General features: G+C 72.5%; 13 protein-coding genes. 11 read left to right on the top strand and 2 right to left on the bottom strand.

Annotated features, from left to right (window positions below):
* The first annotated feature begins 565 nt into the window (after positions 1-565).
* The 7 genes from QC385_RS19820 (at position 566) to QC385_RS19850 (ending at position 7,320) form a co-directional block, all read left to right on the top strand.
* On the top strand, positions 566-1,843 hold the full coding sequence (locus tag QC385_RS19820) for a PucR family transcriptional regulator (protein WP_279542651.1): 1,278 nt from the start codon (positions 566-568) through the stop codon (positions 1,841-1,843).
* Between the two features lie 218 nt (positions 1,844-2,061).
* Positions 2,062-2,268 carry a hypothetical protein gene (locus QC385_RS19825; protein WP_279542652.1) on the top strand — a complete coding sequence of 69 codons (207 nt, stop codon included), beginning with the start codon at positions 2,062-2,064 and terminating at the stop codon, positions 2,266-2,268.
* Between the two features lie 53 nt (positions 2,269-2,321).
* Positions 2,322-3,203, top strand: coding sequence for an ABC transporter ATP-binding protein (locus QC385_RS19830; RefSeq protein WP_279542653.1), 882 nt, complete (start codon positions 2,322-2,324; stop codon positions 3,201-3,203).
* Positions 3,200-4,000, top strand: a complete 801-nt coding sequence (locus QC385_RS19835) for an ABC transporter ATP-binding protein (RefSeq protein WP_279542654.1) — start codon at positions 3,200-3,202, stop codon at positions 3,998-4,000. The genes QC385_RS19830 and QC385_RS19835 overlap by 4 nt, the downstream gene beginning before the upstream one ends.
* Positions 3,997-4,893, top strand: coding sequence for an ABC transporter permease subunit (locus tag QC385_RS19840; RefSeq protein WP_086851593.1), 897 nt, complete (start codon positions 3,997-3,999; stop codon positions 4,891-4,893). Before QC385_RS19835 ends, QC385_RS19840 begins: the two co-directional genes overlap by 4 nt.
* Positions 4,886-6,025 (top strand): branched-chain amino acid ABC transporter permease, encoded by a 1,140-nt coding sequence (locus QC385_RS19845; RefSeq protein WP_279542655.1) that lies wholly within the window; start codon positions 4,886-4,888, stop codon positions 6,023-6,025. Before QC385_RS19840 ends, QC385_RS19845 begins: the two co-directional genes overlap by 8 nt.
* Positions 6,022-7,320, top strand: a complete 1,299-nt coding sequence (locus tag QC385_RS19850; RefSeq protein WP_443032944.1) for an ABC transporter substrate-binding protein — start codon at positions 6,022-6,024, stop codon at positions 7,318-7,320. The genes QC385_RS19845 and QC385_RS19850 overlap by 4 nt, the downstream gene beginning before the upstream one ends.
* A gap of 202 nt (positions 7,321-7,522) precedes the next feature.
* Here QC385_RS19850 and QC385_RS19855 read toward each other — a convergent pair whose 3' ends face one another.
* Complete coding sequence (locus QC385_RS19855) at positions 7,523-8,158, bottom strand: DUF6461 domain-containing protein (RefSeq protein ID WP_279542656.1); 636 nt, start codon at positions 8,156-8,158, stop codon at positions 7,523-7,525.
* A gap of 176 nt (positions 8,159-8,334) precedes the next feature.
* On the opposite strand from QC385_RS19855, the gene QC385_RS19860 reads away from it, so the two are divergent.
* From QC385_RS19860 to QC385_RS19870, 3 genes are all read left to right on the top strand, one after another.
* Positions 8,335-8,571 (top strand): hypothetical protein, encoded by a 237-nt coding sequence (locus QC385_RS19860; RefSeq protein WP_279542657.1) that lies wholly within the window; start codon positions 8,335-8,337, stop codon positions 8,569-8,571.
* Positions 8,572-8,665: 94 nt separating this feature from the next.
* On the top strand, positions 8,666-9,226 hold the full coding sequence (locus tag QC385_RS19865) for a snapalysin family zinc-dependent metalloprotease (protein ID WP_279542658.1): 561 nt from the start codon (positions 8,666-8,668) through the stop codon (positions 9,224-9,226).
* Positions 9,227-9,346: 120 nt separating this feature from the next.
* A complete protein-coding gene (locus QC385_RS19870) occupies positions 9,347-10,270 on the top strand; it encodes a hypothetical protein (RefSeq protein WP_279542659.1) in 924 nt (307 codons plus the stop codon).
* A 25-nt stretch (positions 10,271-10,295) separates the two neighbouring features.
* Here the strand turns inward: QC385_RS19870 and QC385_RS19875 are convergent, their stop codons facing one another.
* Positions 10,296-11,780: an extracellular catalytic domain type 1 short-chain-length polyhydroxyalkanoate depolymerase gene (locus QC385_RS19875; protein WP_279542660.1), complete on the bottom strand. Its 1,485-nt coding sequence runs from the start codon at positions 11,778-11,780 to the stop codon at positions 10,296-10,298.
* A gap of 342 nt (positions 11,781-12,122) precedes the next feature.
* Here QC385_RS19875 and QC385_RS19880 point away from each other — a divergent pair, with 342 nt between their 5' ends.
* Positions 12,123-13,535: a tannase/feruloyl esterase family alpha/beta hydrolase gene (locus tag QC385_RS19880; RefSeq protein ID WP_279542661.1), complete on the top strand. Its 1,413-nt coding sequence runs from the start codon at positions 12,123-12,125 to the stop codon at positions 13,533-13,535.
* Positions 13,536-13,555: the final 20 nt, after the last annotated feature.

Raw genomic sequence — 13,555 nt, forward strand, 5'->3', positions numbered from 1 at the left:
TGGCGGAGGCCTCAGTGGTTTGCCGGGTGGGGGCCTTTGCGGGGTCCGCCGGGAGGGGCTCAGCGGTCCGTGCTGAGGAGGTCCCGGTGGCGTGCCGGGGGCCGGTGGCCCGCCCTGGGGAATCCCGGGGTCCGCCTGGCGGGGGTCTTGGTGCTCTGCCTGGGAGTGTTACCGGTGGCCGGCCCGGAAGGGCGCCGGTGGTCCGCCCGGCGGGGACCTCGGTGGTCTGCCGGGCGGGGGTTCAGGTGGTCGCCCGGAGACGTCCCCTGCTGGTCCGCCCAGCGGGATCTTGGCGGTGCGCCCGGCGGGATCTTGGCGGTGCGCCCGAAGGGAGCCCTGGTGGTCCGCCCGGAGGGAGCCTCGGGGAGTCCGCCCGGAGATGTTCCCAGCGGTCCGCACGGAAAAGAGCGGCGCACGACTCTGGGGACCGACCGGACGGTATGTCATTCTTCGGTGCAGGACGATTTGGGTGGCGAGGGCCGCACGGGCAGCGCACCCGCCGGGCGCCGCCGAGGCCACCCGGCGTCGGAGCACAGCCGGGAAGCCGAGTTGGGGAAGGACCGCGATGCATCCTGCCGCACGCGCACGCGCGACGTTCCGCACCGGGCCGATGCCCGTTCCGCGACCGCGGACACGACGCATCCGGTCGCTGATCGACGCCGACGCGCTGCGCGTCCTGCACCGGGCGGCCCGCATCCTGCTCGAGGACCTGCCGGAGCTGACCGACCGGCTGCTGGCGGTCCTGCGCGAGCAGGAGCCGGCGTACCGGAGCGTGCTGGAGAACGACCACGCGGGCACCTGGCAGGAGGTGTACCGCTCGCTGCGGCACAGCGTGACCTCGCTGCTCGACCCGCGCGGCACCCGCGAAGCCGCCCACCGCTGCACCTGGCGGATCGGCGTCGCCCGGGCCGAGCAGGGCCTGCCGCTGGACGCCCTGCTCCACGCGTTCCGGCTGGGCGGGTCCCTGGTGTGGCAGCGGCTGGTCGAGGAGACCTCCCGCTCGGAGCCCGAGGACGTCCGGCTCCTGGTGCACGTGGCCACCGACGTGTGGAACTTCGTCGACGAGCACTGCACCCTCGTCGCGGACGCCTACCGGCAGGCCGAGCGGCAGCTGGCGTGGCGGCGCGAGAACCGGGTGCGGCTGCTCGCGGCGGCCCTCCTGGACGGCACGAGCCGGATCGCCGACCTGCCGGAGACCGCCGAGGGACTGCGCCTGCCGGAGCACGGCCGGTACGTGGTCGTCGCGGTCGCCGGCGGCCGCCCGGAGGACTCCACGGGCCTCCGGCCCACCACCGTCCCGTCCGGCACGACCGCGTACTGGCACTCAGGAGCGGAAGTGGACTACGGCATCGTCCTGGTCGGCGACGAGGACGAGGACGCCGTGGCAGCGCCGGCCCTGCCCGCCGACGGCGCGGCCGGGTACCGGATCGGCGTCGGCAGCGCCGTGACGGGGCTCGCCGCCGTCGGCGACGCCCGCCGCCTGGCCGACCTGGCCCTGAGCATCTGCCCGCCCGAGGGCGGCACGGTCCGGCTCACCGAGCACCTGCCCGAGGCGCTGGTCGCCTCCTGCCCGGAGCTCGGGGCGTCCCTCACCGAGCAGGTGCTCGGCCCCTTGCTGCGGCTGGAACCGGCCGACCGGGACGTACTGCTGGACACCTTGGTCGCCTGGTTCGCGTCCGAGGGGTCGGCCCAGCGTGCCGGCGAACGGCTCTACTGCCACCGCAACACCGTCCTGAACCGGCTGCGCCGCTGCGAGCAGCTCATCGGCCGCTCCCTGGCGCGCCCGCTCGACGTGGTGGAGATCAGCCTCGCCCTGACGGCGCGCCGGCTGCCGCGCGGCTGACCGGGATCCCGCAACCGCTGCCGCGCGGCGGACCGGCATCCCGCCACCGCTGCCGCGCGGGCCGCGGGGCCTCCCGGCTTCCGCGCCCCGCCCGGGCCACGGCACACGCCACGTACGGTCCCCGTGCCCACCTGACAGCGCTCCCGGAACAACCGGCACCGCGCACACCACTCCGCGTAGCGGGACACCTCCCTTCCACATGGCGGAGCCCCTTCCACATGGCGGAGCCCTCTTCCGCATGGCGGGACACACCCCTCCTCATAGCGGTGCCCAGCGTCGCCACCCACTGGCCGGCAGTCCGTCCCCGGCGCCGCGCCCGGCCGCTCCAGCTGGGCAGCCGCACAATGCCCGCCGACCCGCGTTGGGACCACGCAGCCACCCCGCCCGAACACCTGTACCTCGCGCCCGCGCCCGTGCTGTCGTGAGCTGCCCTTCCCCCGAAGCCCCCGTGCCCCAGGCACGGACCCGAGGAGCCGTGATGCCCGAAGCACCACCGGACGAGGAGCGCGCCCTGCGCGTGGAGGGCCTCGACGTGACCTACGGCCGCGCCCTGTCCGCCCTTCGTTCCGTGTCCCTGACCGTCCCGCACGGCTCGGTCGTCGCCCTGCTCGGCGCCAACGGCGCGGGCAAGACGACCCTGCTGCGGGCGGTGTCGGGCACCTTGCGCCTGCACCGCGGCGCGATCACGGCCGGCCGTATCCGCTACGGCGCCACAGAGCTCGACGGGCGCGATCCGGTCGCCGCGGTGCGCGCCGGGGTCGTCCAGGTCCCCGAGGGCCGCCGGGTCTTCGCCGGGCTCACCGTCGACGAGAACCTGCGCTCCGGTGGCCTCGGCCTCGGACGGCGCCGCCCGGCCCAGGTCGCCGAGGCCCGGGACCGGGTCTTCACGCTCTTCCCGCGCCTGGCCGAACGCACCAGGCAGGCCGCCGGGCTCCTCTCCGGCGGTGAGCAGCAGATGCTCGCAATAGGCCGGGCCCTGATGGCCGCACCCCGCCTGCTCCTGCTCGACGAACCCTCCCTCGGCCTCGCCCCGCAGATGGTCTACCGGATCGCCGAGGTCGTCCGCGAGATCAACGCCCAGGGCACCGCCGTCCTGCTCGTCGAGCAGAACGCGGGCATGGCGCTGTCCCTCGCCGACACCGCCCACGTCCTGGAGGTCGGCGAGGTCCGGCTCTCCGGGCCCGCCGACGAACTGGCCCGCACGGACGCCGTACGGCGCCTGTACCTGGGCGAGACGACAGAGACCACCGCAGAGACCCCAGAGACCACCACAGAGACCCCAGAGACCACCACAGAGACCACGGCCGCCGGCGAGAGCACCAGAGCCGCCGGAACCACCGAGGGGCAGGGAGCCGCGTGACCACCCGCACCACCGCACCACCTCCGCTCACCGTGACGGACGTGACCGTCCGGTTCGCCGGACTCACCGCCCTGGACGCGGTGTCCTTCACCGTCACCCCGGGCTCCGTCCACGCGCTCATCGGACCCAACGGAGCGGGCAAGTCCACCTGCTTCAACGTCCTGTCGGGGCTGTGCCGCCCGGCCACGGGCACCGTACGGCTCGGGGACGCCGACCTCACCCGGCTCGCCCCCCATCGCATCGCCGCCCTCGGCGTCGCCCGCACCTTCCAGAACATCGTCACCACCCAGGGCACGGTCGCCGACAACCTGCTGCTCGGCCGCCACGCCCTGTCCCGGGCCGGCTTCACCGCCAGCGCGCTGCGCCTGCCGCACGCGCGGCGCGAACAGCGCGAACAACTCGCCCGGGCCCGTGAGGCTGCCGAACTCACCGGCCTGGGTCCGCACTTCGACAGCCCCGTCGCCCTGCTCTCCTACGGCGACCGCAAGCGCGTGGAGTTCGCCCGCGCCCTGTGCCTGGAACCCAGCGTCCTGCTGCTGGACGAACCGGTCGCCGGGATGAACGCGGCCGAACGCGCCCGCACGGTCGAGGTCGTGCACACCGTACGCGCGGAACTCGGCCTGTCCGTGGTGCTGGTGGAGCACGACATGGGGCTGGTGATGCGCCTGGCCGACGAGGTCACCGTCCTCGACTTCGGCCGTGTCATCGCGCACGGCACCCCGGACGAGGTCCGCCGCGACCCGGAGGTGCTGCGCGCCTACCTGGGCACCGGGGCCGAAGCGGAGGACGCGGCATGACCACCTTCCTGGACAACATCTTCAACGGCCTCGCCCTGGGCGCGGTCTACGCCCTCGTCGCCCTCGGCTTCGTCATCATCTTCAAGGCGTCCGGCGTCATGAACTTCGCCCACGGCTCGCTGCTGCTGCTCGGCGGCTACCTCACGGCCGTACTCCACGACGACCTCGGCTTCGCCGGAGCCCTCGCCGTGGCCGTCCTGGTCACCGCGGCCGTGGCCGGCGCCATGGACCGCTTCCTGCTCCACGCCGGCGGGACCGACCCGCACGCCGCACACGTGCAGACCATCGTCACCATCGGCGTCGACATCGTCATCCTCACCGACCTCTCGCGGCGCATCGGCGGCGACCTGCTCTCGCTCGGCGACCCCTGGGGCGACTCGGTCAGCGGACTGGGGCCGGTGACCGTCGCCGACAGCCGGATCGCCGCGATCGTCGTCTCCACCGTGGTCATCGCCGGTGTCTTCGCCCTGTTCCGGTACACGTCCTGGGGCCTGTCGCTGCGCGCCTCGGCAGAGGACGTCGAGGCCGCCGCCCTGATGGGCGTACGGCTGGTGCGCATCCGCACCCTCGCATGGTGCCTGGCCGGGGCGCTCGCGGCCCTCGCGGCGGTCTTCCTCGCCGCGTTCCCCGCGCCCGGCCTGGAACGCACGACGGGGCAGATCGCCCTGAAGGCGTTCCCGGCGGCGATCCTCGGCGGGATGGCCTCCCCGCCCGGCGCCCTCGCCGGCAGCCTGCTGATCGGTCTCACCGAGGCCCTCGTCGCGGGCTACCAGTCCGACCTGCACATCCTGGGGGAGGGGTTCGGTGACGTCGCGCCCTACGCGGTGATGGTGCTCGTACTGCTCGTGCGGCCCACCGGACTGTTCGGCGGAAAGGCGGCGGTCCGTGTCTGAGCGACTCTCCCGCCCCCGCGCGATCCGCCAGGGCTGGACCCTCGCGGCCGTCCTCGTCCTGTGCGCCCTGCCCTTCTACCTCGACGCGTTCTGGCTGCGCATCGGACTGTTCTCGATGGCGGCGGCCGTCGGTGCGGTGGGCCTGGGCCTGCTGTCCGGCACCGCCGGCCAACTCTCCCTCGGCCACGCCTTCTTCCTGGCCGTGGGTGCCTACGGCTACGTATGGCTGGCCGGTGAGCCCGGACCCGGGCTGCCGACCGGCGTCGCCGCCGTGCTCGCGGTCCTGCTCGCCGGGGCGGCCGGCGGACTCTTCAGCCCCGTCGCCGGGCGGGTGCGCGGTGTCTACCTCGGCGTCGCCACCCTGGCCCTGGTCTTCCTCGGGCACCACGTCCTGCTCACTGCGGACTCGGTCACCGGCGGCTTCAACGGCCGCTCGGTGCCGCCCCTGGAAGTGGGCGGTTTCTCCTTCTCCGCCGACTCCGAACTGACCCTGCTGGGCGTGCCGTTCGGTGCCGAGGAACGGCTGTGGTACCTGGGGCTCGCACTGTTCGCGTTCACCTGGTTCACCGCCCGCGGACTGCTCCGCGGCCGTCCCGGACGCGCTCTGGTGGCCCTGCGCGACAGCGAGACAGCGGCCGCGGTGATGGGCGTCGACGTCTCCCGCTACCGCTCGGCGGCCTTCGTGGTCTCGTCGATGTACGCGGGCCTCGCCGGGGTGATGCTCGCCCTCGCCTTCCGCCGCGTCGTGCCCGACTACTTCGGTCTCGTCCTGTCGGTCGACTATCTGGCCATGATCGTCATCGGCGGGCTGGGGTCGGTGGCCGGAGCCACCGCCGGTGCCGTCTTCGTCACCGCTCTGCCCCTGCTGATGACCCGCTACGCCGACCAACTGCCGCTGGTGGCCGCCCCCGGCACCACCGACGGCGCGGTCGGTCCCACCGAGGCGGCCCGCTACCTCTACGGAGCGGCGATCGTCCTGATCCTGCTGTTCGCCCCCGACGGACTGCACGGTCTGGTCCGGCGCCTGCGCGCCCGCCTGCGCCGCCGACGGACCGCCCCACCACCCGCCGACGCCGCCTCCCCGTCCCAACCACCCGCGTCAGCCGTACGAGCCAAGGAGCCCACCCCGTGAAGTCCTCGCACCACACGCACCACACGCCCCGTGCCCCGCGCACCACGTCACTCCTGGCCGCGGCCGTCGCGGCCCTGCTGCTCGCGGGCACCGGCTGTAGCTCCAAGGCCGACTCCTCCGGGAGCGCCGGCGAGGGCGCCGACGGCGTCAAGACCGGGCCCGGGGTGACCGACAAGACCATCAAGCTCGGCGCCCTGACCGACCTGACCGGCCCCTACGCGACCCTGGGCAAGAGCATCGTGCAGGCCCAGCAGATGTGGGCGGACGAGGTCAACGCCCGCGGCGGCATCTGCGACCGGCGCGTCGAGATCGTCGTCAAGGACCACGGCTACGACGTCCAGAAGGCCGTCACCGCCTACGCCGACATCTCGGCGGACGTCGTGGCGCTGCCCCAGGTCATCGGCTCGCCCGTGATGGCCGCACTGCTCGACGACATCGAGCGGGACAAGGTGCTGACCTTCCCTCAGGCCTGGGCCGCCTCCCTGCTCGACCGGGACTCCGTGCAGGTCGTCGGCACCACCTACGACATCGACATGATCGCCGCGGTCGACTTCCTCACCCGCACCAAGGGCCTGGACAAGGGCGACACGATCGGCCACGTCTACTTCGAGGGCGACTACGGCGCGAACGCGCTCGAGGGCTCGCGGTGGGCCGCGAAGAAGGCCGGTCTGAAGGTCGTCGGACAGAAGATCAAGGCCACCGACACCGACCTGTCCGCGCAGGTCTCGGCGCTGCGCAAGGAGGGTGTCAAGGCGATCCTGATCAGCGCCGGACCGGCCCAGACCGCCTCCCTGGTCGGGGTCGCGGCCTCTCGCGGCCTGAAGGTACCCGTCGTCAGCAACGCCCCCGGCTACGCCCCGCAGCTGATGAAGACGCCGGCCGCACCCGCCCTCGCCGCCATGCTGAACGTGGTCAGTGCCGCGCCCGCGGTCAGCTCCGACCTGGCCGGGGTGCGCAAGATGGTCGCCTCCTACAAGAAGAAGTACCCCGGGTCCCTGATCGACTCCGGTGTGCTCTCCGGCTACAACGCCGCCCAGTTGATGGGCACCGGCCTGAAGCGGGCCTGCGAGAACGGCAGCCTCGCTCGCGAGGACGTCGTCAAGGCCCACCGCTCCCAGTCCAACGTCGACGTCGGCCTCGGCACCGCGCAGAACTTCTCCGACAAGGCACAGCCGGCCAGCACCTTGACCTACGTGCACAAGCCGGACGCCAAGGCGGTCGGCGCCGCGGTGAACGTGGAGGAGGCGCACACCGCGCCGGGCGTCAAGGAGTACCTCTCCTCGCGGACCTCGTAGGAGGGATCAGCGACCGGTCGTCCCGCTCGGTTCCCGGAGCATCGACACGTCGAAGTGTGCGTGTGCCCCCGGCCGACAGTATGTCTGTCGTCCGGGGGCGGTTGCTGCCGCCCTGTCACCAGGACAGGGGCAGAGCGCCGGTCGGCGGGCAGGTGACGCCGCTGTCACCGGTCCCGGTGGAGACGACGGGTCGCGAACGGCGTCAGGCGAATGCGGCTGCGGGTAGCTCCGCCTCGGTCTCCTCCCAAGGGAGGTAGATGTCGAGCTCGCGCTCCAGGAATCGAAGGAACGCCACATCGGCCACCTCGTCGTCACCAGGAACAAAGCCGAGCGCCTCTTCGGCCGGTATCCCGTTCGTGAGATGCGGCAGGCCAGGCTCGAAGGATGTCACCGTTGCGCCGCGGACGGCATAGTCGACGCTGCTGAAGCCCTTCGCGTTGCGATGCACGCAGAAGGCGCGTCCCCGCTCGGACAGCGCGGCAAGGTGGTTCCCCGTGTAGGAGCTGAATTGCTCCAGCGCGTACGCCCAGCCCGCGACCGAGCCGGCCCTGACGATGACGTCCGGCGGAACAGGCAGAAAGCCCGCGCGCGTCAGCCGGGTGACCGCCGCTTCGTCCTCCCAGTCCAGAAAGTCCAGGTCACTGATGTGGTCGTCCTCGCTCCGGAGCAGCAGCTCGTACGCCGCGGAGCGGGAAAGCGGGACGAGGCGGTGCTCCTCGGCGCCGATGCCGCGCAGCAGCTCGTACGGCGAGAGCCCCTCGCTGAGTGTGAGCGTGAAGCCGGTGTCGTAGGTGTCGGCTATCCAGCGCAGTCCGTTCTCGGTACGTCCTCGCTTCATCAAGCTGCCCCTTCCGTATAAGGCGCCGGGCGATCTGACCTGGACTCCCGACCATCCACGTCCCCGGCGCACTGAATGATCCCGTGATGGAGTGCGCGTACCGGGGTACCTGCGTCGGCATGGCACCGGAAAATGATCACGCTGAGTCCGTCCGAGCCCTGCGGCAGCTGCGCAGGATGCGCACCTTCTACGCCGGGGGTTCGGTCCTGTGGGGTGTGGTGGCCGCATCGGCGGGATGGGACGACCCCGGAAGCCGGCAGATGTGGGTATCGGTCGTCCTCCTGGTGGTCTTCGCCGCCCTGCTGTCCATGACGTCCCTGTGGCTGTGGCGTCAGCAGGCAGCCTGTTCGGGTGAGCCCGTGCACCATGCCGCCCCGCGGAGGACGGCCTGGCGTCGCCACGCCAGCGCCTGACTGACGGATTCATTTCGCCCGAGGTTGGGCAAGGCTCCAGAGAATGTCATGAGCACGACTGCACGACTGTCCTTCCCCCACAAGGAGGTCGATCATGCACGTCCGCATGCTGAGCGGCGGCCTGGCCGCTGCCTGTCTGGTGTCCTTGTCCCTGACCGGTGGCCAGGCCGCGGTTGCCGCCCCGCAAACGGCGGCCCCCCTGGCCGCCAGTGTCCTCACCTACGACGCCGGCGGCTCCGCGGAGTTCAGAAGCGCCGTCGACCGGGGCGCGGCGATCTGGAACGAGAGTGTCGACGCCGTCGAGCTGCGGCCGGCCGCGGCCGGGCAACGCGCGAACATACGGGTACTGGCGGACAACGGCTGGCCGCGCGCCCTGCCCACGACCCTGGGCAACGGAACCGTGTACATCGGGCGTCAGGCCGTGAACCAGGGCTACAACACGGTGCGTATCTCCGCCCACGAGCTCGGCCACATCCTGGGGCTGCCCGATCGCAAGCCCGGACCGTGCTCGAGCCTGATGTCCGGTTCGAGCGCGGGCACCGCGTGCACGAACCCGTATCCGAACGCCGCGGAAAAGGCGGAGGTCGAGGGGAACTTCGGCGACGTACGGGCCGGGCGGGCCCCGGCGGCGCGTGCCGAGGTGATCGTGGACTGACGCGTGCGGCACCACTCGGGTGCCCTTGAAATCGTCCACGGCGAGCGGCCCCGGCCGCTCGACCGGTGATGAGTACGCGTACTCATGTACCCCCGGGCTCCGGCTGACAAGATCCCCGGCATGACGAGTGGCAGACGGGCCCTGACGGCACTGCACCTCCTCCTGGTCTGGGCGATGATGGCGGCCGCGGTGCCGGTGCTCGGCTTCGGGCTGGTGATGGCGGCCTGGGGTGGCGGGGAAGGGGCGACGGCGCCGGTGCTCCTGCTGGGCGTGCCGCTGACGGTGGGTCTGCTGGCCACAACGGCCGCACCCGTGCGGACCCTGGTGCCGCTGTGCGGCTCCGTGCCGCAGCGGCTCGGCTGGGCGGCGTCGGTCTTCGTCCTCGGCACGCTGGGCGTTCTGGCGGGTCTGGCCGCCTACGACGGAGGCGTCGACCTGGGCGGCGCCAGAACCCGGATCGCGCTGACGGGGGTGCCGTACGCCGTGGCCGCGGCGTTCTTCGTGCCGAACCGGTGGGTGCGGCTGGGGGCGGTGACCGTGCTGGCGGCCGGGGTGGTCTACGGAGGTTTCGTGGGGCCGGCGCAGGCCCAGCAGCGCCAGCGCGAAGCGGAGGTCGTGCGGTACCGGGAGCATGCGGAAGTGCTGTACCTGGGCGCTACGCCGCCCGGGATGCGGGTGTCTCGCGCCGAGGCCGGACCCGCCTCGTTCAGCGTCGAGTACCGCGGTGTCCGGGAGGACGTGTTCTCCTACGCGGCGCTCACGGTGCGCTCGCCGCTCACACCCACGCCCCGGTGCCCCGGCCACCGGGAGAAGGGCATGACCTGCACGGTGGACGCGCGCGGTGAGATGCGCGTGGTCCGCGCCCTCCCCAGTGGCGAGCACGCCGTCACCCTCGTCCGCCGGCACCGGAAGGCGGAGGTCGAGGTGACCAGCCAGACCCTCGGCGAACCCGGGCTGCGTCGTCTCCTGAACACGCTTCACCCGCTCTCGGACGAGGAACTGGAGGAACTGCTGCGAGAAGAGAAGATCTACCGCAGCTCCTGACCCGACGAGTTCGAGGCGGGCAGGCTCAGGCCGGGCAGCCGGAGTCGGCGATCACGTAGTAGGCGGGCGCGGTCTGCTTGATGGTGCTGGTGGTGAACGTGTTCCACAGCCCCATCGCCTGACCGGAGCCCTTGGCGTAGGTGTGACCGCCGCTCTGGTAGGCGCGTCCGGCGACCGTGTGGTCGTAGTTGCTGTCCGTATGGCACGTGGGCGTGAACCCGGTGGTGGTCGCGGTCGCGGGTGACGAGACGACGCCTGCCGCGCCCGCCGGGTCCACGGCCGCCGCGGTGTAGGTGTACGTCGTGCCCGTCGCCAGGCCGGTGTCGGTGTAGGCGGGCGACGTCGTGGTGCCCACCTTGGCGCCGCCGCGGTGGACGATGTACGAGGCCGCGCCGGCGACCGCCTTCCAGCTCAGGGAGACGGTGGTGTCGGTGGTCCCGGTGACCGTCAGCCCTGTGGGCGCGGGCAGGGAGCCGGTGCTGTCGTCGTCGTGGAGCCCCCAGAAGCGGGCGGTGTGGTAGCTGGAGCAGACGGTGTCGAGGTAGTAGGTGCCCGTACTGCCGCACTGTTCGGGGCCGTTGCCCGGGTCGACGGCCAGCCCGTGCCCCATCCCGGAGACGGAGTAGATCTCGACGGCGGGCCTGCCGGAGGCGTCGTCGTAGACGCTCCGTGTGGTGCCCCCGCCCAGGGTCTCGGTCCGGGACGGTGTCTGGCCGATGCCCCAGACGTTCGTCCACTGGTCGCGCAACTCCGTGGCGTTGGCGGGCTTGACGGTGGTGTCGGCGGTGCCCTGCCAGATCGCGACGCGCGGCCAGGAGGTCGTGCCGGCCGGAGCGGCGGAACGCACCAGGTCCCCCCATGAGGAAGGGCTCCTGTCCGGCGGGCTGTACATACAGGTGTAGGCCGCGGCCACGCTGTTCGCGCAACTCGCGGGCAGTCCGGAGGCGATGGCGCCGCCCGCGAAGACGTCCGGGTAGGCGGCGAGCATGTTCGCGGTCATGGCGCCGCCGGCGGACAAGCCGGTGATGTGGACCCGCCGGGTGTCGCTGCCGTACAGGGAGACGGCTTTGTCGACCATCTGCTTGATCGACAGTGCCTCGCCCTGACCGCGCGCACTGTCGCCCGGTTCGAACCAGTTGAAGCAGGAGTTGGCGTTGTTGGCGCTGCTCGTCTGGGGGAAGACCAGGGCGAAACCGTAGGTGTCGGCGAACTTCGGCCAGCCGGAGTGCGCGTAGTAGTCACTCGCGTTCTGCGTGCAGCCGTGCAGGGCGATCACGAGCGGGGCGTCGGCCGGCAGCGCTTCGGGCGCGTAGGCGTACATGGACAGGTTGCCGGGGTTGGTGCCGAAGCCGGTGACCTGGGTCAGACCCGCGGCGGATGCCGGGGGGCTCGCGGTGATCAGGCCACCGGTGAGGGCCAGCGCCCCCGCGGCGGCGGTGACCCAGCGGCGGATGCCTCCGAGGAGGCCGCGGCTCCTCGTGCGGCGGAACGGAGGGTGCGACTGTCCCATGACGAATGCCTCCTGATGTGGGGGAGGAATGCTTCGTGTCGCCGACGCCGGACGGGGGCCCGGCGACCGGCGTGGCGAGCATCATCGGGGTGCGCCCGCCGGCGTTGGCATGGGTGGGACGGCCACGCTTGGCGACGAGCAGTGTGACGGCGCTACATGGCCCCGTTCGTGAGGGGTCGGTAAGGCCGGAGGCCACCGGACGAGGCCTCGCCCGGCCCAGCCGACCCGGTGGTGTCGGCAGCCACCGCCAAGCGGCGGATGGTGGTCCCCGGGCCCATATGTCGCGGCGAACAAGCGTCATAGCCTCCGGCGCGTCCTTGTACGCCGTCGCGGAGGCACCCCATGCGTCCCACCGTCCGTTCCCTGCCGCGCTCCTGGCGGCGAAGCGCTCCAGCGGCCCTCGCCCTGGCCGCCCTCACACTCACCTCCGCGCCCGCCATGCCGGCACCGGCCAACCCGGGCGGCCACTGCGAACGCCTGGCCGAGGTGCGCGTGCCGGGAGCCCGGCACCAGCAGGCCGTCTGCCTGGACGAGTTGACCACGGCCGGCACGATCGCCTCGGGACACACCGACCCGGCCGACTGGGCAGGGCTGACGCCGAAGGACCTGACCGTCCCCAGCGGGGTCCCCGGCATCCAGATCGACGGCTACTTCCCCGACACGTCCACCACCAACACCAACCACGGCTGGGGGCACGACGCCCAGTTCGTCGTCCGCCTGCCCGACCGGTGGAACGGCGGTCTGGTGGTCGCGGGCACCCCCGGCAACCGCGAGCAGTACGCCAACGACCGGGCCGTCGCCGACTGGGTGCTGTCCCGCGGCTACGCCTACGCCGCCACCGACAAGGGCAACACCGGCCTCGCCTTCTACCGGGACGGCAGGACGCCGGGCGACGCCGTCGCCGAGTGGAACGCCCGTCTCACCGAGCTCACCCGAGCCGCCCGGGCGACGGTCGCCCGGCGCTACGACCGGCCTCCGTCACGCACTCTGGTGACCGGCATGTCCAACGGCGGATACCTGGTGCGCTGGCAGCTGGAGAACCACCCCGAGCTCTACGACGGGGGAGTCGACTGGGAGGGCACCCTGTGGCGCTCCGGCGGCCCCACCCTGCTGGACTTCCTGCCCGAGGCGCTGCGCAACCACCCCGTGTACGCGGCCGGGGGCGAGGGAGCCGGCAAGGCGCGCCAAGCCCTGCACGCCGCCGGCTTCCCGGCCGGGTCCGAGTTCCTCTGGCCGTACCACCACAAGGTCTACTGGGATCTGACCCAGCGCATCTACCGCGAGGAACTGGATCCCGGCTTCGACGGGCCGACCGAGGCGGGCACGCCCTTCTGTGCGACGGGCACACCGGCCTGCGACGCCGACTACGACTACGCGTCCCGTCCCGCCGAGGTCAAAAGGGCCGTGAAGAAGATCGGACTGACCGGGCGGATCGGCAAGCCGCTGATCACCCTGCACGGCACCCTGGACGTCCTGCTTCCGATCAGCCGGGACTCTGACGTCTACGCCCGCATGGTGGGCCAGTCCGGCCGCGGCCACCTGCACCGCTACTACCGCATCGAGGGCGGCACCCACACCGACGCCCTGGCCGACACGTACCCGGACCGGCTCCGTCCGCTGACGCCGTGCCACCGTAGGGCCTTCACGGCGCTGGAGGTGTGGCTCGGGTCCGGCCCACGGCCGCCCGCCTCCCGCACGGTCGCCCTGCCCGCCGGGACGAACCCCGTGACCCTCGCGAACAACTGCTCCCTGTAGGCGCGGGACAGCGGCGGAGC

This window comes from Streptomyces sp. DH10, assembly GCF_029813805.1.
GTDB lineage: Bacteria > Actinomycetota > Actinomycetes > Streptomycetales > Streptomycetaceae > Streptomyces > Streptomyces coeruleofuscus.